The organism is Flavitalea plasmicola (genome assembly GCF_030546645.1).
GTDB lineage: Bacteria > Bacteroidota > Bacteroidia > Chitinophagales > Chitinophagaceae > Puia.
The window spans coordinates 491,105-513,487 of sequence record NZ_JAUOTO010000003.1 but is presented as its reverse complement, the minus strand read 5'-3'; the positions used below and the strand labels follow the sequence as shown (position 1 = coordinate 513,487).

General features: G+C 50.5%; 23 protein-coding genes. 14 read left to right on the top strand and 9 right to left on the bottom strand.

Annotation, left to right across the window (positions count from 1 at the left end; genetic code table 11):
- The first annotated feature begins 67 nt into the window (after positions 1 to 67).
- From Q4E93_RS12130 to bioB, 8 genes are read left to right on the top strand one after another with little or no spacing between them, the layout of a single operon-like run.
- A complete protein-coding gene (locus Q4E93_RS12130; RefSeq protein WP_303585496.1) occupies positions 68 to 511 on the top strand; it encodes a hypothetical protein in 444 nt (147 codons plus the stop codon).
- Positions 512 to 540: 29 nt separating this feature from the next.
- A complete protein-coding gene (locus tag Q4E93_RS12125) occupies positions 541 to 1,380 on the top strand; it encodes a UbiA family prenyltransferase (protein WP_303585494.1) in 840 nt (279 codons plus the stop codon).
- Positions 1,381 to 1,421: 41 nt separating this feature from the next.
- Positions 1,422 to 2,540, top strand: coding sequence for a M42 family metallopeptidase (locus Q4E93_RS12120; RefSeq protein WP_303585492.1), 1,119 nt, complete (start codon positions 1,422 to 1,424; stop codon positions 2,538 to 2,540).
- Positions 2,537 to 2,716 (top strand): hypothetical protein, encoded by a 180-nt coding sequence (locus Q4E93_RS12115; protein ID WP_303585490.1) that lies wholly within the window; start codon positions 2,537 to 2,539, stop codon positions 2,714 to 2,716. The genes Q4E93_RS12120 and Q4E93_RS12115 overlap by 4 nt, the downstream gene beginning before the upstream one ends.
- Complete coding sequence (locus Q4E93_RS12110; protein WP_303585488.1) at positions 2,709 to 4,088, top strand: class I SAM-dependent methyltransferase; 1,380 nt, start codon at positions 2,709 to 2,711, stop codon at positions 4,086 to 4,088. Before Q4E93_RS12115 ends, Q4E93_RS12110 begins: the two co-directional genes overlap by 8 nt.
- A complete protein-coding gene (locus Q4E93_RS12105) occupies positions 4,085 to 5,557 on the top strand; it encodes a sulfatase-like hydrolase/transferase (RefSeq protein ID WP_303585486.1) in 1,473 nt (490 codons plus the stop codon). The genes Q4E93_RS12110 and Q4E93_RS12105 overlap by 4 nt, the downstream gene beginning before the upstream one ends.
- Before the next feature lie 15 nt (positions 5,558 to 5,572).
- Positions 5,573 to 7,069: a sulfatase-like hydrolase/transferase gene (locus tag Q4E93_RS12100; protein WP_303585484.1), complete on the top strand. Its 1,497-nt coding sequence runs from the start codon at positions 5,573 to 5,575 to the stop codon at positions 7,067 to 7,069.
- Between the two features lie 52 nt (positions 7,070 to 7,121).
- On the top strand, positions 7,122 to 8,111 hold the full coding sequence (gene bioB, locus Q4E93_RS12095; protein WP_303585482.1) for a biotin synthase BioB: 990 nt from the start codon (positions 7,122 to 7,124) through the stop codon (positions 8,109 to 8,111).
- Here bioB and Q4E93_RS12090 read toward each other — a convergent pair.
- The 7 genes from Q4E93_RS12090 to Q4E93_RS12060 form a co-directional block, all read right to left on the bottom strand.
- Complete coding sequence (locus Q4E93_RS12090) at positions 8,108 to 8,524, bottom strand: response regulator (protein WP_303585480.1); 417 nt, start codon at positions 8,522 to 8,524, stop codon at positions 8,108 to 8,110. The two genes, bioB and Q4E93_RS12090, sit on opposite strands and share 4 nt — an antisense overlap.
- Before the next feature lie 120 nt (positions 8,525 to 8,644).
- Entirely contained in the window at positions 8,645 to 9,670 is a 1,026-nt protein-coding gene (porQ, locus tag Q4E93_RS12085; protein WP_303585478.1) for a type IX secretion system protein PorQ, read from the bottom strand.
- A 152-nt stretch (positions 9,671 to 9,822) separates the two neighbouring features.
- Positions 9,823 to 12,225 (bottom strand): endopeptidase La, encoded by a 2,403-nt coding sequence (gene lon / locus Q4E93_RS12080; protein ID WP_303585476.1) that lies wholly within the window; start codon positions 12,223 to 12,225, stop codon positions 9,823 to 9,825.
- 198 nt (positions 12,226 to 12,423) lie between these two features.
- On the bottom strand, positions 12,424 to 13,014 hold the full coding sequence (locus Q4E93_RS12075; protein WP_303585474.1) for a porin family protein: 591 nt from the start codon (positions 13,012 to 13,014) through the stop codon (positions 12,424 to 12,426).
- Positions 13,015 to 13,127: 113 nt separating this feature from the next.
- Complete coding sequence (locus tag Q4E93_RS12070; protein WP_303585473.1) at positions 13,128 to 13,742, bottom strand: outer membrane beta-barrel protein; 615 nt, start codon at positions 13,740 to 13,742, stop codon at positions 13,128 to 13,130.
- A 279-nt stretch (positions 13,743 to 14,021) separates the two neighbouring features.
- On the bottom strand, positions 14,022 to 15,266 hold the full coding sequence (locus tag Q4E93_RS12065) for a metallophosphoesterase (protein WP_303585471.1): 1,245 nt from the start codon (positions 15,264 to 15,266) through the stop codon (positions 14,022 to 14,024).
- A 17-nt stretch (positions 15,267 to 15,283) separates the two neighbouring features.
- Positions 15,284 to 15,784: an NADPH-dependent FMN reductase gene (locus Q4E93_RS12060; protein ID WP_303585469.1), complete on the bottom strand. Its 501-nt coding sequence runs from the start codon at positions 15,782 to 15,784 to the stop codon at positions 15,284 to 15,286.
- 133 nt (positions 15,785 to 15,917) lie between these two features.
- Between Q4E93_RS12060 and Q4E93_RS12055 the strand changes: the two genes are divergently transcribed.
- The 5 genes from Q4E93_RS12055 (at position 15,918) to Q4E93_RS12035 (ending at position 19,751) form a co-directional block, all read left to right on the top strand.
- Positions 15,918 to 16,718, top strand: coding sequence for a ParA family protein (locus Q4E93_RS12055; protein ID WP_303585467.1), 801 nt, complete (start codon positions 15,918 to 15,920; stop codon positions 16,716 to 16,718).
- 111 nt (positions 16,719 to 16,829) lie between these two features.
- Positions 16,830 to 17,756, top strand: coding sequence for a ParB/RepB/Spo0J family partition protein (locus Q4E93_RS12050; RefSeq protein ID WP_303585465.1), 927 nt, complete (start codon positions 16,830 to 16,832; stop codon positions 17,754 to 17,756).
- Positions 17,757 to 17,787: 31 nt separating this feature from the next.
- Positions 17,788 to 18,534: a DUF5683 domain-containing protein gene (locus Q4E93_RS12045; protein WP_303585464.1), complete on the top strand. Its 747-nt coding sequence runs from the start codon at positions 17,788 to 17,790 to the stop codon at positions 18,532 to 18,534.
- A 49-nt stretch (positions 18,535 to 18,583) separates the two neighbouring features.
- On the top strand, positions 18,584 to 19,300 hold the full coding sequence (gene dapB, locus Q4E93_RS12040; RefSeq protein WP_303585462.1) for a 4-hydroxy-tetrahydrodipicolinate reductase: 717 nt from the start codon (positions 18,584 to 18,586) through the stop codon (positions 19,298 to 19,300).
- 40 nt (positions 19,301 to 19,340) lie between these two features.
- Positions 19,341 to 19,751, top strand: coding sequence for an RrF2 family transcriptional regulator (locus Q4E93_RS12035; protein ID WP_303585460.1), 411 nt, complete (start codon positions 19,341 to 19,343; stop codon positions 19,749 to 19,751).
- 27 nt (positions 19,752 to 19,778) lie between these two features.
- Here Q4E93_RS12035 and Q4E93_RS12030 read toward each other — a convergent pair whose 3' ends face one another.
- A complete protein-coding gene (locus tag Q4E93_RS12030; RefSeq protein ID WP_303585458.1) occupies positions 19,779 to 20,657 on the bottom strand; it encodes a HEPN domain-containing protein in 879 nt (292 codons plus the stop codon).
- A gap of 81 nt (positions 20,658 to 20,738) precedes the next feature.
- Between Q4E93_RS12030 and Q4E93_RS12025 the strand changes: the two genes are divergently transcribed.
- On the top strand, positions 20,739 to 21,128 hold the full coding sequence (locus Q4E93_RS12025; protein ID WP_303585456.1) for a helix-turn-helix domain-containing protein: 390 nt from the start codon (positions 20,739 to 20,741) through the stop codon (positions 21,126 to 21,128).
- Here Q4E93_RS12025 and Q4E93_RS12020 read toward each other — a convergent pair.
- Positions 21,121 to 22,317, bottom strand: a complete 1,197-nt coding sequence (locus Q4E93_RS12020; protein ID WP_303585454.1) for an acetyl-CoA C-acyltransferase — start codon at positions 22,315 to 22,317, stop codon at positions 21,121 to 21,123. The two genes, Q4E93_RS12025 and Q4E93_RS12020, sit on opposite strands and share 8 nt — an antisense overlap.
- Between the last annotated feature and the right edge of the window lie 66 nt (positions 22,318 to 22,383).

Here is a 22,383-nt window from a genome sequence, read left to right as displayed (position 1 = left end):
CAAAAATTGCGTTAAGGCTGGACCTTTTCGACAAAATTAGGTAGGTTTGTACATATATCCATCCAGCATGAAGCTTTCGTGTTTATTGTTACCCGGAATATTGATAACGATGACCATTGCCGTATCAGCCTGCAGCAAAAGTGGAAATGGCAGCAAACCGAAGATCAGCATAGAGTCCTTGAACAATCCCGTCCAGCCGGACGAATCATTGACGGTGAACATCAAGTTCACCAATGGCAGCAAGCTTTCCAAAGGTACTTTCGTGGCTTTTCGCACGCGTCTTAATCAGATCCAGCCGCCCAATCCCGTCAGCGGCGACACCGTCTCTTTCAAGATCCCCGAATTCAGCGCCGAAAAAGGCGAGCTGCAATTCATACAACCTTACCAGGGCTACCTTCATTTTATCGATCATATCAACGACACGCTGGTACTTAAGTTCGCGGTCATCGACGTCAACGGGATATCCAGCGATACCATTTCATCGCCCCAGATCATCGTGATCAACCCTTAAGATCTTTGATCCAGTAATTATTTAGCGCCTTGCTACGAAAAATATTCGATCTTTTTATCTTCAGCAGTCTATACATTGCCTTGTGTGCCGTTTTGATGGTTTGGCAGACGAGCTGGTTGCTGTTGGGAGCCCCCTCTTCGGGAAGGCTGATAGGATTTGTATTTTTCTCCACCATCTGCAGCTATAATTTTCACTGGTATCTGACCCCCTATTCAGTGAATCCTTCGCGGCGGGCGCTGTGGACACAAAGGCATAAGGTGCTGCATTTCATTCTATATCTGGTGGGATTCGTGGGGTCCGCCGTCTATTTTTTTTACCTGCTTTCTCACATCGTTGCCCTCTGTTTCGGGGTTTTTGTCACTTTTCTTTATTCGGCCCCCAAACTGCCGCACCCCATCTTCCGGCGGCTGCGGGATATCGCTGTCGGCAAGACCATTTTTCTCGCCTTTGTCTGGATGTACGTGACCACGGTGCTGCCCCTGATCGTTGCAGGCACTTCCTGGCAGGCAGGGCATTTCCTCTTTTCCCTGGGCCGGTTTTTCCTCATCTATGCCATCTGTATCCTCTTCGATTACCGGGACCGTGAGGACGATAAAAAGGATGGGATCAGGAGCCTCATCACCCTATTGAACGAAAAAGGGATCCATCGCCTCTTCGTCACGTCGCTAAGCCTGTTCGGGTTGACCACGATAGCCCTGGCCTTCTTCCATTATCCGGCCTTTTATATCCTGCTGCTGCTGATACCAGGTATATTGTTAGCCTTTTTATACGGGAGGGCCAAAAAGGATTTTTCCGATTACCTCTATTACTTCGTACTTGACGGCCTGATGATGTTTTCGGGTCTGCTGATGCTGGTCTTCCGAATTTAGTTAAATTTGTAGCTTATCAACTATACTGAAATACCGACAAAATGGCAAAATCCACGAAGACCACCACAAAATCCCCGTCCATATTGACTACCCGATCGCTGAATTTCCTGAAGAATTATATCAACAATCCGTCTCCCGTCGGTTTTGAGAGCAGCGGACAGCAGCTCTGGCTGGACTATCTCAAGCCATATGTCGACAGCTATTTTACCGATCCTTATGGCACCGCCGTCGGCGTGGTGAATCCCAAGGCTGCCTTTAAGGTCGTCATCGAAGCCCATGCCGATGAGATCAGCTGGTTCGTCAACTACATCACCCCCGAAGGATTGTTGTACCTCAAGCGCAATGGAGGCGTTGACCACCAGATAGCGCCTGCCCAAAGGGTATTTATCCATGGTAAGAAAGGCATGGTACCTGCCGTATTCGGATGGCCTGCCATTCATACAAGGCTGGGAAACCCGGACGCCAAAGAGCAGCAGCCTAAAGTTGACAACCTCTTTCTCGACACAGGCGCGCGCAACAGGAAAGAAGTCGAGGACCTGGGCGTTCACATCGGGGCGGTGGTCACCTATCAGGCGGGATATGAAGAGCTGGCTTACGATTACCTGGTTGGCCGCGCCTTCGACAATCGCGTTGGGGGATTTATGATCGCCGAAGTAGCGCGTCTCCTGCATGAACATAAAAAGAAACTATCTTTCGGGCTGTATATCGTCAATGCCGTACAGGAAGAAGTGGGATTAAGAGGCGCGGAGATGATCGCCCGGCGGATAAAGCCGGATGTAGCCATCATTACGGATGTCACCCACGATACCTCCACGCCCATGATCAATAAGATCATTGAAGGGGATATTTCCTGCGGCAAAGGTCCTTCCCTTGCATTCGGTCCTGCCGTGCACAACAAGCTGCTGGCCCTGGTACAGGACGTGGCAGGTAAGAAAGAGATCCCCGTGCAAATGAGGGCAGTGTCCAGAAGCACGGGCACGGATACGGACTCCTTCGCCTATGCCAACGATGGCTGCCCTTCCGTACTGATCTCCATTCCTCTCCGTTATATGCATACGACGGTGGAGATGCTGCACAAAAAAGATATTGAGCAAACCATTCAATTGATGTATGAGACCCTGCTGACTTTGACGCCACAAACCAATTTACGGTATCTATGATAGGAAAGCTCTTTTTATACATCGACCCGGGCAGCGGCAGTTATCTGATACAGATGATCATTGCCGCCGTATTGGGCGTCGCTTTTTATTTCAGGAACCTGTGGTGGAAGTTCAGGTCTTTTTTCTCGAAGAGCAAAAAAGACCAGCCACCGAAAAATGACAGTGAAAATGCCTGAGCCGATCCATCACCCGTCATCTTACAGGGATCCGTCGGGTTTTGTATTCCAGGTGAATGGCATTTATCACAGGCAGGTGAACCAGTCCTATGCAGCGGATTATACCTCGCTCATGGATTCCGGTCTGTATTCGGCGCTGGCGGAAAAAGGATGGATCATCGCTCACCAGGAAATACCCGGCAACCTCACGGGTTCGGCAGATTGGTATAAGACCCTGCTGCCAGACCAGCTGGACCAGATCACCTATCCTTACGAATGGGGCTTTGAGCAATTGCGGGATGCAGCCCTCCGTACATTGTCCATCCTTTCCATTGCTATGCAGCGGGGCATGATCCTGAAGGACGCTACTCCTTTTAATTTACAGTTCGTCAAGGGTAAGCCCCTGTTTATCGACACGCTCTCTTTTGAAAGATACGATCCGGCCTTGCCCTGGGTAGCTTATCGCCAGTTCTGCGAGTGTTTTCTATTCCCCCTGTACCTGGAACATTATTGTGGCATCGAACTGGGTAAGCTGCTCACCGCGTACCCGGACGGCATCCCGGCGAATGTAACAGCGCGGCTGCTTCCCGGAAAAAGCAGGTTGAGCCCCGGCGCCCTGATGCATGTGCACCTGCAAAGTTGGGTGGGCACAGGCAGCGCCCCCCGCCAGGGAAAGCCCCCGGCCTTCAGCCGGCAGAAACTGACGAATCTCGTTGAAAATCTTGCCGGCATCGTTAAGAAGCTCAGGACCCGCGTCCCCGCCCTTTCCACCTGGAACAACTATTACGGGCAAACCATTCTCAGCCGCAATTACCTGGAAGAAAAAGAAAAGCTGTTCCGGAATTTTATAGGTGATATCTCTTTCCGGACTGTGCTGGACATGGGCGCGAACGACGGCTATTTTTCACAGCTGCTGGCGGAGAGAAGCGATGTCGCTGTCATAGCCATCGACGCCGATGCCACCTGTATCAATAACCTCTACAATAAGCGGATCAGCAATATCCTTCCATTATGTGTCGACATACTGCATCCTTCCCCTGCCCTTGGTTTCCGTAACAGGGAGCGCTCTTCTTTCAACGACAGGTTCCGGGCGGAGCTGGTGGTTGCATTGGCCCTGATCCATCATCTGGTGCTCAGCGGGAATGTTCCGGTCCGTGATGTCGCAGGTCACCTGGCGGAACTAAGCAACCACCTGCTGATCATCGAATTTGTTCCCCTGGAGGACGAAAAGGCACAGGAGCTTATCCGGAACAAGCACAGATGGCACCTCCCCTACGATGAACCTTCTTTCGAGCGGTTTTTCCTGGAATATTTCTCCATCGTGAAAAAAAGTAAAGTACCGGGGACGGAAAGGATCCTATATATGATGAAAAAACTTCAGCCGCAGAAATGAAAATGAAATTGCGCTATATCCCTCTTTTCCCTTTTTTGTTACCCGTATTCTTCGTATTGCATGGGTTCATTGAAAACAGGCCTTTCATAAGCCTCCGCGATTGCGGTGGACTGGTATTGACCTACCTGCTGATAGCCGGGGGACTCTACATTTTATTGTACCTGTTCTACAGGAATGCAGCAAAGGCGTCATTAGCGTTGGGAACCCTGCAAGCCGTGTCCTTTTTCTTTGGCGCCATGCATGACTTCCTCACCCGGCACGCGGGATTTTTAAGCAGGTACAGCGTTATCCTACCCGTCCTTACGATCCTGATAGCCACGGCATTGGTCTGGCTGAAGAAGACTTCCCGCAAGCTGAGCGGCCTCGTATTGTTCCTGAACGTATTACTGTTGATTTATCTCCTGGTGGACGGGGCAAGCGCTTTTTTCACGGGTGATCAAAACCAGGAACGTCTGACGCTGGCCACTCCCATTAAACAGGCTGGCCCTGCCTGCGACACCTGTACCTACCCGGATGTCTACCTGTTGTTAATGGATGAATATGCCAGCACGGCCTCCCTGAAAGAATGGTTCCACTATGACAACAGCGCACTGGACAGTTTTTTGCGGGAGAGAGGATTTCATATTCAACAGGGCAGTCGCAGTAATTATAATTTCACTTCTTTTTCGATGGCCTCCATCCTGAACATGTCCTACCTGGAAGGTCTCGAGCCAGGCAACGTCGCCACCATCGCCGGCTACGCTTCCAGCAAGGACCTGATACGCAGCTGTGAAGTCGTAAAACAGTTCGCCGCACATGGATATGACATCGTCAACTATTCTGTCTTCGACCTGGAAGGCAAACCTTCGGAAGTCAATCTGCATCTGCTGCCGGCCAAAGCAAGCCTCATCACCGGGCAAACGCTGTGGAGCCGTATTGTCCACGACATCGGGTGGAACCTCCATGGCCTACCGCTCCGGGCGATAAGAGACCAGGTGTACCAGATCCTTCATGACAACGACCATCTCATTGAAGAGGCAGAAAAACAAAGCGCTATGCGTTCCGCACGCCCCCGTTTTGTCTATGTACATCTTCTTCTGCCGCATAACCCCTTTTATTACGACAGCCATGGGTCGCTGAACGAGCCCGGCAATCTGCGCCAGAATATAGAGGGCTATCTGGACTACCTTCCTTATACCAATGAGGTGATCAAAAAACTGGTGACCTCCATCCAGCAGAACACGCATAATAATGCCGTGATCATTATGATGGGAGACCATGGGGTACGATATCCGGCCCCGGGCGACACGCTGAACATACACGACCATCAAAACCAAAATGCTATTTTCTTTCCGGGCAGGGATTATCATTTATTGTATGACAGCATCAGCGGGGTCAACCAGTTCAGGGTCGTCTTCAATAGCCTATTCCGGCAAAACATCCCTTTATTGAAGGATTCCACCGTTTATTTGACAGATAAGAAGCTTTAGTTACATTTGACTTCCATGAGCCGCATGCTAAAAAAGATACCGTTTTATGTTCTTCTCCTTCCGGTCTTCTTTGTCATTCATGGAAGCCTGGAATATTATGGCTATTTATCATTTTCCGATGTGGCACTGCTCATGATGACTTATTGCGCGGGAGCCGGGGCGCTGTTTGGGTTATTTTTTCTTATCTGCCGCCATGCCGGCAAAGCAGGCCTATACACTGGCGCTGTGCTTTTTTTTTATTTTTTCTTCGGAGCGATAAAAGATTTTTTCAAGATCCATATTCATTTCCTTCACCGGTGGTCTGTATTTCTTTCTCTATGGATGGCCCTGGCGATAGGCCTCTTCTTATACCTGCGCAGGAAACCACAAGTGGTGCCGCGATGGTCTCTTTTTTTGAACGGATTGTTCATCATTTATCTCGTCATAGATATCTCGGGACTGCTGATCTCGGCGTTAAGGCCCTCCGCCAGACGGGAAACGGGCGCCGTTACGCGGCATCTCTCACTGACGCCCGCGGCCGACAGTATTCACCGGCCTGACATTTATTTTTTATTGTTCGATGCATACGCCAGCTCAAAAGCGCTGCGGGAGCAATTCCACTATGACAATTCCGAACTCGATAGTTTTCTGGCCGTCCGGGGATTTCACATACAACGCAACAGCAGAAGTAATTACAAATACACCATCCTTTCGATGCCCTCCATTCTCAACATGGATTATCTCGACGATCTGAAAAATGTCAAAGGCGGTCCGGCGGAAGAGTATCTCTACCTCAGCGGACGGATCAGGGACAATGCTCTTACGGCCTGGCTAAAGGAGCAAGGGTACGACATCGTCAACTGCTCCATCTTCGACCTGGAAGGCAATCCTACGCCCATCTCGGAAACTTTGTTGCCGCTGAAAACGAGATTGATCACGGATCAGACTTTTTATTCAAGGTTCGTCCGGGACATTGCATGGAACTTCCTCCAGTATTTCCATGATCCCCTGTCAAAAAAAGTTCTTTACGGCCCTTTATATAACAATGAAAAGCTGGAGGAGGAACTGTTGAAGGAGGCCAATCTGCCCCGGGGCAGGCGTCCCCGTTTTATTTACGGTCATTTCAACCTTCCGCACCCCCCGTACTACTTTGATGGAAAAGGCCGGAAACTGAAGGTAGCGGCCCCCTATTCTCCGGCTGACGAGGACCGTACGGAGGATTACCTGGCTTATGTGTCCTATGCCAACCGTGTCCTGGAAAACATGATCCTGACGATCCAGCAACGGACCAACGGTAAGGCTGTGATCATATTCATGGGAGATCATGGTCTCCGTTGCCATGACCGGCTGGGATACAATCCACTTTTCTTCCTGGAGAACCAGAATGCCGTCTATTTCCCTTCCCGGGACTACCGACTGCTGTATGATAGTATCTCAGGGGTAAACCAGTTTCGGGTGGTGCTGAATACCCTGTTCAGGCAAAATATTCCTTTGTTAAAAGATTCAATCGTGAATGTAAAAGATAAGAAATAAATTTGCTTCCATTAAGCAATGGGAGTTCCATCAAAATTAAATCATACCAATTATGATAAGAAAGGACTGGACAATAGAGGAAATTAACGATATATACAATACGCCGCTGCTGGACCTGATCTACCAGGCTGCGAAGGTACACCGGGAGCACAATGAGACGGGAGAAGTGCAGGTCTGTACCCTGCTGTCGATCAAAACAGGCGGATGCCCGGAAGACTGCGCTTACTGTCCCCAGGCCGCCAGGTACAATACAGGGGTCAATGTACAGGCATTGATGAAAAAGGAGGAGGTCCTGGATTATGCCGCAAAAGCAAAGGCGGCCGGCTCTACCCGGTTTTGCATGGGCGCGGCCTGGAGAGAGGTGCGGGATAACAAGGATTTTGACAGGGTGCTGGATATGGTGAAAGGGGTGAATGAAATGGGGATGGAAGTTTGCTGTACACTGGGCATGCTGAATGAAGAACAGGCCAAAAAGCTGGCAGATGCTGGGCTCTATGCTTACAATCACAATCTGGATACATCTTCCGAATATTATAATGAAATCATCTCCACGAGGACCTATCATGATCGGTTGTCTACGCTGGATAATGTCCGTAAGGCCGGAGTGACCGTATGTTGCGGAGGCATTATTGGCCTGGGTGAGACGCATGCCGATCGTATCAAGATGCTGTATACTTTGTCGACGATGCCCGAGCACCCCGAAAGCGTTCCCATCAATGCGCTGGTGCGGGTGAAAGGCACGCCGCTGGAGAACAATCCCAAGGTCGATACCTGGGATATGGTGCGTATGATCGCCACTGCCCGGATACTGATGCCGCGTACGATGGTTCGCCTTAGCGCGGGAAGGGCGGAAATGAGCCAGGCGGAGCAAGCCCTTTGCTTTATGGCAGGCGCTAATTCCATCTTTGCCGGAGAGAAATTGCTGACGACCCCCAACCCATCGTTTGAAGAGGACAATATCATGTTCGAGCTGCTGGGATTGAAGCCAAGAGAGGCCTTCAAGACTGAGAAGGAGTTGGCGGAAGCGGCAGGGATCAGCTAATGCACGAGCTGGGCCCGAAGATATCCTATCTCTTCACATAAATAGGTCTTTCCGGCCAATACTTCGTCGATAGCCGCAATCATTTCGGTGCTGGAGGAGTTCTTGGTGACATATCCATTGGCGCCGTTGCGCAACATTTCGTTTACATAAGAACGTTCCGCCTGGACAGAGACGGCGATGATCTTAATATCGGTGTCGAATTGCCGGATGCTCCGGGTTGCCTCGATGCCATTGACAGGTTGCATATTGATATCCATCAGCATGACATCAGGCCGCAATTTTCTGGCAGCTTCGATCCCCTCCTGCCCGTTGGAGCACTGGGCGATGACCTTGATCCCAGGGGCCTGGTTCAGCACCCAGCTCCAGGCCTCCCGGACATGAAAATGATCATCTACGATAATTATCCTGACCATGAAAGTTTTTTCTACCAGATCAAAATTACTGCTAAAGCATTAAAAACAATCCAAATCGGCGCAATCCCCTACACGATTACCCAGTTTCCCCAGTGGGCACTTATCTCTACTTACGTCTGTCTAATCATTTAACCTTAGGTTAAGACCAAACTGGTTATATCCAGTCGTATTCGTGTAGAAACCCCGGGCATATCTCAGCTGTAATTTCTTAAGCAACACGCCCAGTCCAAATGAAAATCCGGTGAAGCCATTACTTGTTTGCCCGATGTTGAGCTCTTTTCTCCGGAGGTAATTATAGGCAACGGTGACCTCTACCCTATCTTCAGGAAATAGCTGCGCAGCCAGGATAAAATGGCGGAAGAGTTTGTCGATGGTGAAGGAAGAATTTTTATTATTCTGATCGAATCCATTGTAGTTGGAAAAAGTAGTGTCGTCATAGCGGATATTGAATTGCTGCAGGTGATGCGCCGTAAAAGAGAATTGGATAGGCGCCTTAGCGAGCCGCTTGGTCAGGCCCAGGGTCAGATCGAAAGGGAGATCGCCCCTGGTCGTTCCGGGATAAGGGCTTAGCTGAACGCCCATATTGCGCAGCGTGAGGCCCGCCTGGAACAGCTGTACACTGTCATAATAATTGATGCCGATGTCCAGGGCGGCGCCGGAAGACCGGTAGTATCCATACGAAGAATGGATGAATTTAAACGTGACGCCGTAAAACCATTTCTTCTCGTATTGACGGGAGGCAGCCACCTGCGCTACATAGTCGGAAGGGTGAAAATTGCCCAATATATTTCCCATGACGTCGGTCTGCGGAACATTGCCGTAATCCAGAAAATTCACGCCCATGGCAAAATTCATTTGCCACCGGGCGCTATGCATTGCCGCCCAGCAGCTGTAGTCGCGGACACCATCATACAGCGTGCTGAAAGAAGCATTGATCTGAGCATGCATGGAAGATCGCAGGAGTGCGGGGTTAGAAAAGGAGAGCCCGACGTCATCCGTGATGGCGGAATTGTTGATGCCGCCCAGGGCAGTGAGCTGGGGTGTATTAGGGAGGTTCAGGAAGCTATAGACAGTGTTGCCTCCCAGGGTTTGTGCAGCCAGCTGGCCAAAGTTTAACGAGAGGATGATGACTGCTATCAGCTTCATGACGTAGCTGCAAACTAGCAAAAATCCCTCATGGACATGAGGGATTTTTTTTAACCCTTAAAACAACCAACATGAAAATATTCATACGGCCTTGAATTGGATGGCCGTTTCATAATTAACATGCGGCATAAGGGTTTAGTTCATTCAGTGCGTCAGGCAAGCGCCAGTTCCAGCACTTGTTGCATATTCTTAACAAAACTAAACTTCATGCCCTTGATGAAAGAGGAGTCGATGTCCTGGATATCTTTTTCATTTTGCCAGCAGAGAATGATCTCTTTTAAACCAGCCCTTTTGGCAGCCAGCACTTTTTCCTTGATGCCCCCTACGGGCAGGACCTGGCCCCTCAGCGTGATCTCGCCGGTCATGGCCAGGTAAGGCTTGACTTTCTTTCCTGTAATCGCAGACGCGATGGAGCTCATCATGGTGACGCCAGCGCTGGGGCCGTCTTTTGGTACGGCGCCTTCGGGCACATGGACATGAATGGTCTTTTTATTAAACAGCTCAGGATCGATATCGTACTTGCGGGCATTCGACTGGAGATAGGTCAGGGCAGTGACGGCGCTCTCCTTCATTACATTGCCCAGGTTGCCCGTCAGCTTGAGATCCCCCTTGCCGTCGCTGAGGCTGGTCTCTACAAAAAGGATGTCCCCACCCACGTAGGTCCAGGCGAGTCCAACGGCTACGCCGGGCATATTCGCCACTTTATAGAGGTCATTGCTATAACGGGATTTGCCCAGGACCTTCTCCACGTCGGCGGGCGTAAGCTGGGATTTGACCTTGCCCTTCATGGCAAATTCCTTAGCCTGATAACGCATGATGGAAGCCAGCTGTCTGTCCAGCTCGCGGACGCCACTCTCCCGTGTATAGTCCTGGATGATCTTGGCCAGGACATTATCGTTGATCTTGAAATTCAATTTGTCGACGCCGTGCGCCTCCTTTTGCTTGGGAAGGAGATGCTGCCGGGCAATCTCTACTTTTTCTTCGATGGCGTAACCGCTTAAATCAATGATTTCCAACCTATCACGAAGAGCGGGCTGGATGGCGCTCAAGTCATTGGCCGTCGCTACGAACAGCACTTTACTCAGATCATATTCCAGTTCCAGGTAGTTGTCGTAGAAGGTATGGTTTTGTTCAGGGTCCAACACTTCCAATAAGGCGGAAGAGGGGTCGCCTCGAAAGTCCGTCCCCACCTTATCGATCTCGTCCAGGATCATGACAGGATTAGAAGATTTGACCTTGCGGAGCGCCTGGAGTATCCTGCCTGGCATTGCGCCGATATAGGTCTTGCGATGTCCCCGGATCTCACTCTCGTCATGGAGGCCCCCCAGGCTGATGCGGACGTATTTGCGGCCGATGGCCGAAGCGATGCTTCTGCCCAGGGAGGTTTTACCGATGCCCGGAGGTCCGACAAAGCAAAGGATGGGGCTTTTCATGTCTCCCTTCAGCTTGAGCACTGCCAGGTATTCCAGGATCCTTTCCTTCACCTTGTCCATGCCATAATGATCCAGGTCGAGTATTTTTTTAGCTTTTTTCAGGTCATACGAATCGTCCGTATAGTCCTGCCAGGGCAGCTCCAGCATCAGGTCGAGATGATTGTATACGACCGAATAGTCCGGTGTGCTGGGGTGCATGCGTTCCAGGCGTTCGATGCCTTTTTTGAACATGTCCCTGGCAGCGACCGGCCATTTCTTGCCTTCCGCCTTCTTCAGCATCTCCTTCACTTCCCGCTCATTGGTGTCGCCGCCCAATTCGTCCTTGATGCTTTTCAGCTGCTGTTGCAGGAAGTATTCCCGCTGCTGCTTGTCCAGCTCTGTCTTGGTCCTGTTGGTAAGCTTATTCTTGAGCTCGGCGAATTGCAATTCCCTTTGCAGCAGCTGCATCAGCAGGTCCGCACGGGACTTGATATGGTGGATCTCGAGGAGCTGTTGTTTTTCGTGGAGCTCTGTATTGAGGTTGCTGGAGATGAAATGGATGAGAAAGGATGGGTTCTCGATATTCTTCAGGATGATGGAGGCCTCTGAAGGGATGTTGGGCGATAGCTGGATGATCTGGGCGGCAAGGTCCTTGATATTGCTGACATAGGCTTCGAAGTCCTGCTCTTTGGGCGCTTCCTCTTCCTGCAACAGGACCACCTGGGCCTTGAAATAAGGATCTTCCGCCGTGACCGCACCCACCTTAAACCTTCGTTTGCCCTGGAGAATGACCGTGGTGCCTCCATCAGGCATTTTGATCAATTTTATGATGCGGGCCACCGTCCCTACGTCTTCCAGGTCGGACACGGACGGGTCTTCGATGCTGCTGTCCTTCTGCGCCAGCACTCCTATCAGCTTGTCCGCCTTATAGGCATCGTTCACGGCCTTGATACTTTTATCTCTGCCCACCGTGATGGGCAGCACTACGCCGGGAAAGAGCACGGTATTGCGCAGGGGGAGCACGGGTAATTCCTTGGGGATCTCGATATCGTTCAGGCTTTCGTTGTCGCTTTCATTCAAGGGTATGATTGGCATGAAATCCATATCATCTTCGGCACGCATAAATAAGTTCGATTCTTTCATCCTATTGTTTTTGTTTGCCGCCAGGGGTAATGGGCGCCCCGGACGGGCTGAATCCATGACAAAATAGCATCTGTAAAGGAAAAATCCTACTGTTTTTCAGAGGAATATATTGACCCCAGGGCCACGCTACCCAAAATTAAGCTATAAAAAATGGTTGGGTCGTTTCCAACCCAACCATTTTCAAAATGTCTTTTCTTATTAAAAGAACCTGAATCCTGCATACACCTGAAAACCCTGGTTCTTCCATTTCTGGTTGTCTGTGACGTCATTGATGTCAGTGAGGCCTACCACGTAACGGCCGCCCACTACCAGATTGGCAAGGTTGAGCTGCACACCGCCTACCAGGGAGAAGTCTCCTTTCTTGAAGGCATCCTTGGTGTTGTCCGCCAGATTCTTATCCTGACTCAATAAGATGCCGAACTGTGGACCCGCCTGGAGGCTGAGCAACTTGACAGGACGATAGCTCAGCAGCAAGGGGACGCTGAGATAGTTCAGCTTGCCTTTGACATCATTGAGTCCGCCCGGATAGATGGAGCTGAACTGGGTGCCTGTGCGGTAATTCGTTTGGTTCCATAATAACTCGGGTTGTATGCCCCATGAGCTGGTGAAATTGAGCTCTGCGAAAGCGCCGACATTGTAACCGAAGTGAAATCCCTGGTCGTAACCCTGGCCATCGACCTTGAATATATTGGCGCCGCCTTTTACGCCCAGATGGACGCCCTGGGCACGGGTATTAATAACGGCAAAGCCTACCAGCAATAGCGATAAAAAAATTGACTTACTCTTCATGTTAAAGGTGTTTTTGTGATTAACTGGTTTGAGAGTAATATTTCAACTTATATGCCAATGATTTTAAGAGGAAAATTATCTACACGCCACAATCATGCCACCCTTTCCATCTATTATTTCAACTGATATCCCAAAGAGAAATGGAAGCCATGATATTTCCATTCGTCGCTGCTGTTGATACCGTTGAGATTGGTCAGACCGGCAGTGTACCGTGCACCTATCTTTATTTTACCCAGGTTGAGCTGACCGCCGAAAACCAGTGACGCTTCGCCTTTCTTGAAAGCATCTTTGCTCTGGTATCCCGGAGCCTGCAGTAAGCCGGAGGTCTGGTTGACGAGATAGCTGTACTGGGGTCCTATTAAGATGGATAATTCGGGTGTAGGTTTAAAGGCCACCATCAAAGGAAGGGAAATATAATTTAAATAAACGTCGGCACCCGATACGCCACCATAAGTGCCATAGATCTGATTGAACTGGTCGTTGGTCTTGGCCCTGAGCTGGCTCCAGATCAGTTCGCCCTGTACACCCAGCAGCCTGTTGAAGCTATATTCTCCGTAGGCGCCCGCACTGAAGCCCGACTGCGTTTTCTGATCAAAGCTGCGGCCCGTGACCTTATAGAGATTGGCCCCGGCTGTTAAGCCCAGATGCAGTTTTTGAGCATAGGAGGAAGCAGTTGCAGTAGTTAACAAGACGAAAGAAATGATAACGAATTTCACTCTCGGGTTCATTGTTGATGCTGTTTTTTGGTTCAAATACAAATAATGGTGAATATAGGGTTGAATCCCTTATAGCTTTGTTAAAATATATTTAATGGCTCGTTAATCATCCCTCTGTACGTTAAATAGTTGTAAAACGTTGCCGGCCCGCAAATTTATGGCCTTTTGCGATAGGGTGTGAAGATATTATTGTGAAAAGGGTCAAGACGGCAAAAAGCGTTGATGAAAGGCATTTCGTCTACAAGTCACCGGTAGTAACCCGGCATCCGGGAAAGCTAACGCCCCCAAGCTTCAGGTCAGTTGGATAACGGTGATCTCAGGCAGGATCCCCACTCTGCCAGGATAGCCTATAAATCCAAATCCCCGGTTGACATACAGCTTCTGACGGCCTTCTTCATACAAGCCGGCCCATTGCTTATATACATATTGGACGGGACTCCATTTCAGGCCGGGGATCTCCACGCCGAACTGCATTCCGTGGGTATGGCCTGCCAGAGCGAGGTCGATGTCGGGAAAGTGGGGTCTTACCTGCGCGTCCCAGTGGCTGGGGTCATGGCTCATCAGGATCTTGAAAGGATATTTTTCGGCGCCGGCATAAGCTTCATTCAGCCGGCCATGTTTGGGAAAGCGGGCTTTGGCGCTCCAGTTCTCGATGCCGATCAGGGCGATGTGCTGACCGTCTTTTTCCAGGGCTACGTGCTCGTTCATCAGCAGCCTCCACCCCATATCGGTTTGCAGCTTTTTGAGCCGGTCCAGGTTCGCCTTTTTCAGTTCCGGCGTCTCCCACCAGATGTAATCCCCATAATCATGATTCCCCAATGTGGAAAATACACCCATGGGAGCTTTCAGCCGGCTAAAAATTTCCTTATACGGCTCCATTTCAACGGCTGTATCGTTGACCAGGTCTCCTGTGAACAGGATCAGATCCGCCTTTTCGGCCAGCACCAGGTCGACCCCATGGGCGACGGCCTGTTGATCAGCTAGGCTACCTGAATGAATATCAGACAGTTGTATTATTTTCAACCCCTTAAAGGCAGGGGGAAGATTATCAAATGCAAGGGAGAGCCGCCTGATCTTATAGCTGTATTTATTGCCAAAGCCATATACCAGGGATGAAAAGAGAGCGCCTCCCATACCCAGCCCCAGCCAGCTGAGGAACACAGAACGGGAGATGCCGTCTTCGGAGATGTTCTCGCCTTCGGTATTCGGGAAGAATAATTTTCCGGAAGCCCACTGGATGAGGCGACGGATATCATCTATCAGGAAAAAAAGGGCCGCCAGCAGCTTGGCGAAGAAAAAGCCCAGGATAGTGGCAAATACATAGGTCCTCACCCGGTGCCAATAAGGATCGGAGAGCATAGGCAGCAGAGCAAAAAGAAGCAGGGAAATGATCGTCAATGCCCAGTAGCCATTGAAAATGATGGTCCGCCACCGGGCAGACGCGCCCTGGCTGACGGTTTTCACCGCCTGGAATATATAAAAATCCAACAGGACGACCAGAATGATGACGACAGCGGTAAATCTCCAGTTGCGCATGTAAGACCTATTTATTATTAGTTTTCAAGATATTCATCCAGTTGTATATTAATGGCTTCCAGGGTACGCACGTCTTCGATGCCGCCATGGTCGTTCAGCAGGGTATTGACGACGGATATAGGCAGTTTATTATGGTGCACCTTCATCTTCAGGTAATGCAGGATCCCCGTGAGGTGTTCCATGCCCCGAAGATTACCCGCCCTGCCCGTGGATACCCCGGTCAGAAGGGCATGCTTGCCCCACCAGCATTTCTCAATGTCTGAAATATCGAACAGGGCCTTGAGGACGCCGGGAATGCTGCCGTTGTATTCCGGGGAGACGAAAATAAACCGGGAAGTGGGTATGATGACTTCTTTTTCGATCTTTTCGTAGGCAGGGTTTCTTTCCAGGACATTTAGCCCCTCCAAAGATAACAGATTGGATTCCATACCTTTTTGAAGCAAAATTCCCTGGTAGACCTTGGCCACTTTAAGGGTTTTGCTGTGGGGCCGGTTAGTCCCTGATATAATAGTATACATATTCGGCGTCTTCAACAGTAAAGAAAAAGGAAAGTTCTGATAATTATCTTTAAGAATGTATTTTTGCTCCACTTCCCCCTGAAGGGAATAAAAACTTCCCCCCCTCACGGGAGGACTAAGTTACATTATCACTATGGCAAGAACAATCGGAGTTGCAAATCAAAAAGGCGGCGTAGGCAAGACCACTTCGGCTATCAACCTGGCGGCCAGCTTTGCCGTGCTGGAATTCAGGACCTTATTGGTGGATGCCGACCCACAGGCGAACAGCACTACCGGGGTGGGATTTGACCTCCATAATGTTACCCAGAGCCTTTATGACTGTATGGTCAATAATGTCCTTGTTAAGGACGTGATCTTAAAGTCCGAGATCCCCCATTTGGATGTAGTTCCCTCTCACATTGACCTGGTGGGAGCCGAGATTGAGATGATCAACTATCCCAACCGGGAGCTGGTGCTGAAAGGCATCCTGGAGCCGGTGAAGAAGGATTATGATTTCATCATTATCGATTGCAGCCCCTCCCTGGGTCTGATCACCGTCAATGCCCTGACGGCTTCGGATTCTGTGATCGTGCCGGTGCAGACGGAGTTCTTCGCCCTGGAAGGCCTGGGCAAGCTGCTGAATACCATTAAGATCGTCCAAAGCAGGCTGAACCCCGAGCTGGCTATAGAAGGCATCCTGATGACCATGTATGACGGTCGCCTGCGTTTGTGCAACCAGGTTGTAAGCGAAGTACGCAAGCATTTCGACGAGATCGTTTTCAATACCATCATCCACCGTAATACGAAGATCAGCGAGGCGCCCAGCGTCGGCAAGCCGGTGATCCTGTACGACGCTTTCAGCAAAGGCTCCGTGAACTATCTCAACCTTGCAAAGGAGATCCTGCAGAAGAATAATATGACGAAGATCAAACAGGAAGAGAGGATCTTGGAATAGCTGCAAGCTGCAAGCTGACAGCTACAAGCTAAGAACCGATTAAGTAATAAAGTATTTAACACCTAATAAAAAGTAACTTGCAGCTTGCCGCTTGTTGCTTGAAGCTAAATTATGACCACCCCCCATAAAAAAGATAAAGAGGCCCTGGGTAAGGGCATCCGCTCGTTATTGAAAAGTATAGACGCAGACCTGAAGACTACTTCGGGCGAGCTAAAATCCTCCGTCGTAGAGGCGGTGACGAACATGCTGCGGATTCCCCTGGACCAGATCGAGACCAACCCCCGGCAGCCTCGTCACGATTTTGACGAGCAGGCTCTGCAGGAACTGGCGCACTCTATCAGGATGCATGACATTATTCAGCCTGTCACGGTATCGAAGCTGCCCTCCGGAAAATATCGCCTTATCTCGGGAGAGCGCCGGTTCCGTGCCGCAAAGATCGCCGCCCTCAAGGATATTCCGGCGTATGTCCGCCAGGCTGATGACCAGCAGCTGCTGGAACTGGCGCTGCTGGAGAACCTCCAGCGCGAGGACCTGAATGCGATGGAAATAGCGCTCAGCTACAAGCGGATGATGGAGGAGCTGAACTATACGCAGGAGCAGGTGGCCGAACGTATGGGCAAGGAACGGAGCACCGTGGCCAATTATATCCGGCTGCTGAAACTCCCTCCTGATATACAGGTGGCCGTACGCAGCAACCAATTGTCCATGGGACATGCCCGTGCGCTGGTGAATGTGGACACCGTGGACAAACAACTGTATCTCTTCGGCGAGATCAAGAACAAAGGCCTTTCCGTACGTCAGACAGAAGAGCTGGTGCGCCGCCTCTATAAGGAAGACAGCCCTGCTGGCGTTAAAAATTCCGTAAAACCCTCATTGCCTGAGGCTTTCAAAAGAATTGAAGATAACTTAGCATCGCATTTCAGCACGCGGGTAAAGCTCAATCACAACAAGAAGGGAGAAGGCAGCATTTCCATTGAGTATTACTCTCTCCAGGAATTGAATAAATTATTGGATCAGTTGGGAATTGCCGTGAATTGACAAGCTGGCTGCAAACTTAAGCATCTCACGCATGAAGACGGTCAGGTTTTTATTTACGGTCTGTGTCCTGGCAGGGCTGCACCACGTCTGCCATGGCCAGGTAAAGAATGATACAATACCCAATTATATCAAAGGCAAGGTGGTGCTGGGAGAAAGGGTGCTGGATACCTTGCCTCCGAACGCCGATTCTTTGAGAGGCCGTAAAAGAGGTAAGCCTGGTCTCAATAAAGTGGATTCACCAGCTGTCAAAAAGAAGCACGATCCCCATAAAGCCACTTTGTATTCTACTTTCTGTCCGGGCCTGGGGCAGATTTACAACCGGAAATACTGGAAGCTGCCCCTGGTATATGCGGCGGTGGGCATCCCAACCTACACTTATTTCTACAACAGGAGCTGGTACAAAAAGTGCCAGTATGCCTTGACGGTGGTGCTCAATGGCTCCACAGACTCGGCCACCCTTGCCAAGGTAGATCCAAAGCTGCAGGGATTCGTCACGACCAAGCAAGACAATTATATCCGGGAGTATCGCAATGAGTACCGGAAGGACCAGGATTACTCCGTCATTTTCTTCCTTCTCTTCTGGGGGCTGCAGATCGTGGATGCGACGGTGGATGCGCACCTGATGAATTTTGACATTAGTCCGGAGCTGAGCATGCACCTGCGGGAAGGGTCGGGCACCCAGGGCAACCTGCTGATCCCCGGTTCTGCCAGTCCGGCGGGCGTCGGCCTGGTCTTTGACCTGCACAAGGCAAGGTATAAGCCGATCCCTCTGCCTTGATGGCAGTATAAACAATTTAATGTAGGTTTGGCAAAATTTTTTCAGCATCATGAAGATCGCGTTAATCGGATATGGTAAAATGGGCAGGGCTATCGAGGAGATCGCCCTGGGGAGGGGTCATAGCATCGTTTTAAGGACATCGATAGATAATCTGGAGGAAAATACAGTGGAAAATATCCGCAAAGCAGATGTCGCCATCGAGTTTACTGGTCCTGAAAGCGCCTACGGGAATATCAGGTTATGCCTGGACGCGGGTGTTCCGTTGGTTTCCGGCTCTACTGGCTGGCTGGACAAATATGAAGAGATCCGGCAATATTGCTTGAGTTCCGGAGGTACTTTCTTATATGCCAGCAATTTCAGCGTGGGCGTTAACATTTTCTTTGAGCTGAACAAACGGCTGGCAGAGCTGATGGCCCCCCACCCTGATTATGAGGTCCGGCTTACGGAGGTGCATCATACAGAAAAAAAGGATGCCCCCAGCGGAACGGCGATCTCTCTGGCTGAGCAGATCCTGGGAAAGATGCCCCGGAAAAAGAAATGGGTGAACCAGGCAAGCGATAGCCAGGACGAGTTGTCCATTGTAAGCGAACGGGTGGACCCGGCGCCGGGGACGCACATGGTGAGATATCATTCGGCCATCGATGATATTGAGATCATTCATACGGCGCACAATCGCAAGGGGTTTGCCACGGGAGCCGTGCTGGCGGCGGAATATATCCGTGATAAGAAAGGGATATTTCAAATGAAGGATGTTCTCGGATTCTAGAGACGTAGCTAACGAGACTACTACAAAATAAGGATACAAAATGCTGTCGAAGAAAACACAATATGCATTCCAGGCGCTGATGTACCTGGCAGAAAAAGGGAAGGACGAGCCGGTGCTGATCGCAGAGATCGCCAAGAAGAAGAAGATCCCTTTGAAGTTCCTGGAGAATATCCTGCTGGAGCTGAAGAATGCCGGCATACTGGAAAGCAAGAAGGGCAAGGGCGGGGGCTATTTTTTTGCCAAGAACCCCAAAGACGTCCCATTGGCGCAGATCATGCGTCTGCTGGATGGCCCTATATCACTGCTGCCATGTGTCAGTCTGTACTTTTACGAACGATGTAAGAATTGTGATCAAAATCATTGCGGTCTTCACATCGTTATGTCGCAGGTGCGCGACGCCAACCTGAAGATACTGGAAAAAAAGACCATCGCGGATCTCGCAAAGCGTTGATACGCGGCCGTTGTAGAGCCTACCCTGTTATCCTCCCGTGCGCACGGATGCCGCCGCCATTTTCTCGAGACTGATGAACCTGTTATGGCAAATACGCCCGGCTATGGACAAAAGCCTGTCTACGCGCTGCACCAATAGTTGTAATTCATTTTCCGTAATGTGGTAGTCTTCTTTATAGCGGGCATCCACATAGCTCTGCAGCAGTAGCTTGAAGAGATGATCTTCTCCGGCCCCATCGCGGGGGAAAAGAAAGGCGAGCTCTATGGAAAAACGGTGGGTATAACGCCTCAGCTTATCCAGGTTGTGCGTGCATGGCTTGTAGCCCATAAATGCCAGCAGGATGGCCTGGTAAATATGTTCTGCTGCCTGGTGAAGGAGGAAGACGGCCAGCCTGGGCTCATTTTCCCTGACGTTGAAAAGGGCGCTGTTAAAAAAGGCACGAGCCTGCCGGCTCCATCTGTCAAAATCTTTTTGGGCCTTATGCCGGATAGCCCCGAAGTCCGGAGCAGCGGCCCTGGAAAAGGGCGTGCCCCCTGCATCATACAAGAGGATGGCTTCCCGGCTCATCAGGGTAAAGAAATATTGTCCTTCCGAAAGTCGCTGGTTTACATAATCTATATCGTGCACAAGCACGGTGACGGTGGCGTGAATACGGCACCGGTTCTCGATGATATCCTGTATCTCGTGGTCATAGCGACGGTCTCCTCGACGGGTGACGACGAGCAGATCATACCCGGTGGGAAAGGCGAGGTCATTCCGGTCATTGACGGGCATTTCAAGGCTGCCGGCGCCATGGCTGCCGTACAGGATGATCTTTTCGGGACGGACGGCCTGGATGATCACCGGGATAATGGAAAGGACCTGTTCGCGGGCGACAGGTCCCAGATGGTCTATATCGGTACGCATAAAATCATTTTTTTTGATTACCTTAGCAAAGGTAGAGCAATAAATATAATAATACCAACAAAATTAGTAACACGTCCTGCTATGCATTTTCTAGGAAAAAATATCAGACACCTGCGAAAGCAATTCAACCAAACCCAATCAGAGCTGGCAGATCTGATGGGAAAAGGGCAGACCACGGTCGGCAATTGGGAAAACGGCGTCAGCGAACCAAGCCTGGAAGAGCTCCTTCTTCTCAGCAACTATTTTGGTACACCCCTGGATATCCTGTTAAAGGTGGATCTGTCCCTTACAAGCTGGGAGGTGGGTAAGTCAGGCAAGGACGGGAAAAAAGAGACTGGCAGGGAGTACGACCCTGAAAAAAAAGAAGAGTTCCTGTTAAAGGAGCCGGACGATGCAAGCCTTACCTATATCCTGCAAAGACTGAATAAGATGCAGGGGGAAATAGACCGGATCAATCAAAAGCTTAAATAGAAAGATTCTCCAGTACCATGGCGGAAGCGCCTCCTCCCCCATTGCAAATGCCGGCAGCTCCATACTTCGCCTTGTGCTGCCTGAGAATATGCACCAATGTAGTAATGATACGGGCGCCGCTGGCGCCCAGCGGATGTCCGATGGATACGGCCCCTCCGTGAACGTTGACCCGGGCCGGGTCCAATTGCATACGACGGGTATTCTCGATGCCCACCACTGAAAAAGCTTCGTTCAATTCCCAATAATCAATGTCCTGCATTTTTAGCCCCGCTTTCCCGACTGCCCTGGGCGTAGCGATGGCGGGCGTGGTAGTGAACCATTCGGGCGCCTGTTCTGCGTCGGCAAAAGACAGGATCCTGGCCAGCGGCTTTAATCCCAGGGCGGCGGCTTTTTCACCGCTCATCAGGACAAGGGCTGCTGCGCCGTCATTCAGGGTGGAAGCATTGGCCGCAGTTACGGTGCCATCCTTCTGGAAGGATGGCTTCAATTCTTTGATCTTATCGAACTTGACATTGAAAGGCTCTTCATCTTTGGCGAAGATCTGCGGATCGCCTTTCCGCTGGGGAATCTCCACAGGGATCACTTCGTCACTGAACCTGCCAGCCGCCCAGGCAGCCTGAGACCGCTGATAGCTTTGAATGGCGAACGCATCCTGTTCCTCCCTGCTGATGCCACAGGTGGACGCGCAAAGCTCCGCTGCATGGCCCATGGCCTTGCCGTCATAGGCATCCGTCAGACCATCTTTAGCTAGACCATCAATCAGCTTGCTGTCCCCATATTTATTCCCCCAGCGCATACTTTCCACATAAAATGGAATATTGCTCATGCTTTCCATGCCGCCGGCGACCACGATCTCCGTTTCTCCCAGCAGGATGGACTGGGCGCCCAATGCAATGGACTTCATCCCGCTGGCACATACCTTATTGACAGTGGTGCAGACGACCTTATCAGGTAAGCCCGCTCCCCTGGCAGCTTGCCGGGCAGGAGCCTGACCCAGGTTAGCCTGCAGCACACATCCCATTAGCACCTCCTCCACCTGATCTCCCCCGATGCCGGCTTTTTCAAGGGCGCCTTTGATGGCAATGGCGCCAAGACGAGTGGCTGAAAGGTCTTTGAGGGCCCCGCCAAAGGCGCCGATGGGCGTACGGACGGCGGCTATGATGACAACTTCTTTATTTGCTTTTTGCATGCTATGGGTTGAGTCGCAAAGATACTAACGGCTGTTAGTATATATATCAATTTTTATTCGCCGGGA

Bases quoted from the DNA above. Each gene is read 5' to 3' on its own strand.
- Q4E93_RS12130 (WP_303585496.1), top strand. From the start codon at position 68: ATGAAGCTTTCGTGTTTATTGTTACCCGGAATATTGATAACGATGACC.
- Q4E93_RS12120 (WP_303585492.1), top strand. From the start codon at position 1,422: ATGGCAAAATCCACGAAGACCACCACAAAATCCCCGTCCATATTGACT.
- Q4E93_RS12115 (WP_303585490.1), top strand. From the start codon at position 2,537: ATGATAGGAAAGCTCTTTTTATACATCGACCCGGGCAGCGGCAGTTAT.
- Q4E93_RS12110 (WP_303585488.1), top strand. From the start codon at position 2,709: ATGCCTGAGCCGATCCATCACCCGTCATCTTACAGGGATCCGTCGGGT.
- Q4E93_RS12105 (WP_303585486.1), top strand. From the start codon at position 4,085: ATGAAAATGAAATTGCGCTATATCCCTCTTTTCCCTTTTTTGTTACCC.
- Q4E93_RS12100 (WP_303585484.1), top strand. From the start codon at position 5,573: ATGAGCCGCATGCTAAAAAAGATACCGTTTTATGTTCTTCTCCTTCCG.
- bioB (WP_303585482.1), top strand. From the start codon at position 7,122: ATGATAAGAAAGGACTGGACAATAGAGGAAATTAACGATATATACAAT.
- Q4E93_RS12090 (WP_303585480.1), bottom strand. From the start codon at position 8,524: ATGGTCAGGATAATTATCGTAGATGATCATTTTCATGTCCGGGAGGCC.
- porQ (WP_303585478.1), bottom strand. From the start codon at position 9,670: ATGAAGCTGATAGCAGTCATCATCCTCTCGTTAAACTTTGGCCAGCTG.
- lon (WP_303585476.1), bottom strand. From the start codon at position 12,225: ATGAAAGAATCGAACTTATTTATGCGTGCCGAAGATGATATGGATTTC.
- Q4E93_RS12075 (WP_303585474.1), bottom strand. From the start codon at position 13,014: ATGAAGAGTAAGTCAATTTTTTTATCGCTATTGCTGGTAGGCTTTGCC.
- Q4E93_RS12070 (WP_303585473.1), bottom strand. From the start codon at position 13,742: ATGAACCCGAGAGTGAAATTCGTTATCATTTCTTTCGTCTTGTTAACT.
- Q4E93_RS12065 (WP_303585471.1), bottom strand. From the start codon at position 15,266: ATGCGCAACTGGAGATTTACCGCTGTCGTCATCATTCTGGTCGTCCTG.
- Q4E93_RS12060 (WP_303585469.1), bottom strand. From the start codon at position 15,784: ATGTATACTATTATATCAGGGACTAACCGGCCCCACAGCAAAACCCTT.
- Q4E93_RS12055 (WP_303585467.1), top strand. From the start codon at position 15,918: ATGGCAAGAACAATCGGAGTTGCAAATCAAAAAGGCGGCGTAGGCAAG.
- Q4E93_RS12050 (WP_303585465.1), top strand. From the start codon at position 16,830: ATGACCACCCCCCATAAAAAAGATAAAGAGGCCCTGGGTAAGGGCATC.
- Q4E93_RS12045 (WP_303585464.1), top strand. From the start codon at position 17,788: ATGAAGACGGTCAGGTTTTTATTTACGGTCTGTGTCCTGGCAGGGCTG.
- dapB (WP_303585462.1), top strand. From the start codon at position 18,584: ATGAAGATCGCGTTAATCGGATATGGTAAAATGGGCAGGGCTATCGAG.
- Q4E93_RS12035 (WP_303585460.1), top strand. From the start codon at position 19,341: ATGCTGTCGAAGAAAACACAATATGCATTCCAGGCGCTGATGTACCTG.
- Q4E93_RS12030 (WP_303585458.1), bottom strand. From the start codon at position 20,657: ATGCGTACCGATATAGACCATCTGGGACCTGTCGCCCGCGAACAGGTC.
- Q4E93_RS12025 (WP_303585456.1), top strand. From the start codon at position 20,739: ATGCATTTTCTAGGAAAAAATATCAGACACCTGCGAAAGCAATTCAAC.
- Q4E93_RS12020 (WP_303585454.1), bottom strand. From the start codon at position 22,317: ATGCAAAAAGCAAATAAAGAAGTTGTCATCATAGCCGCCGTCCGTACG.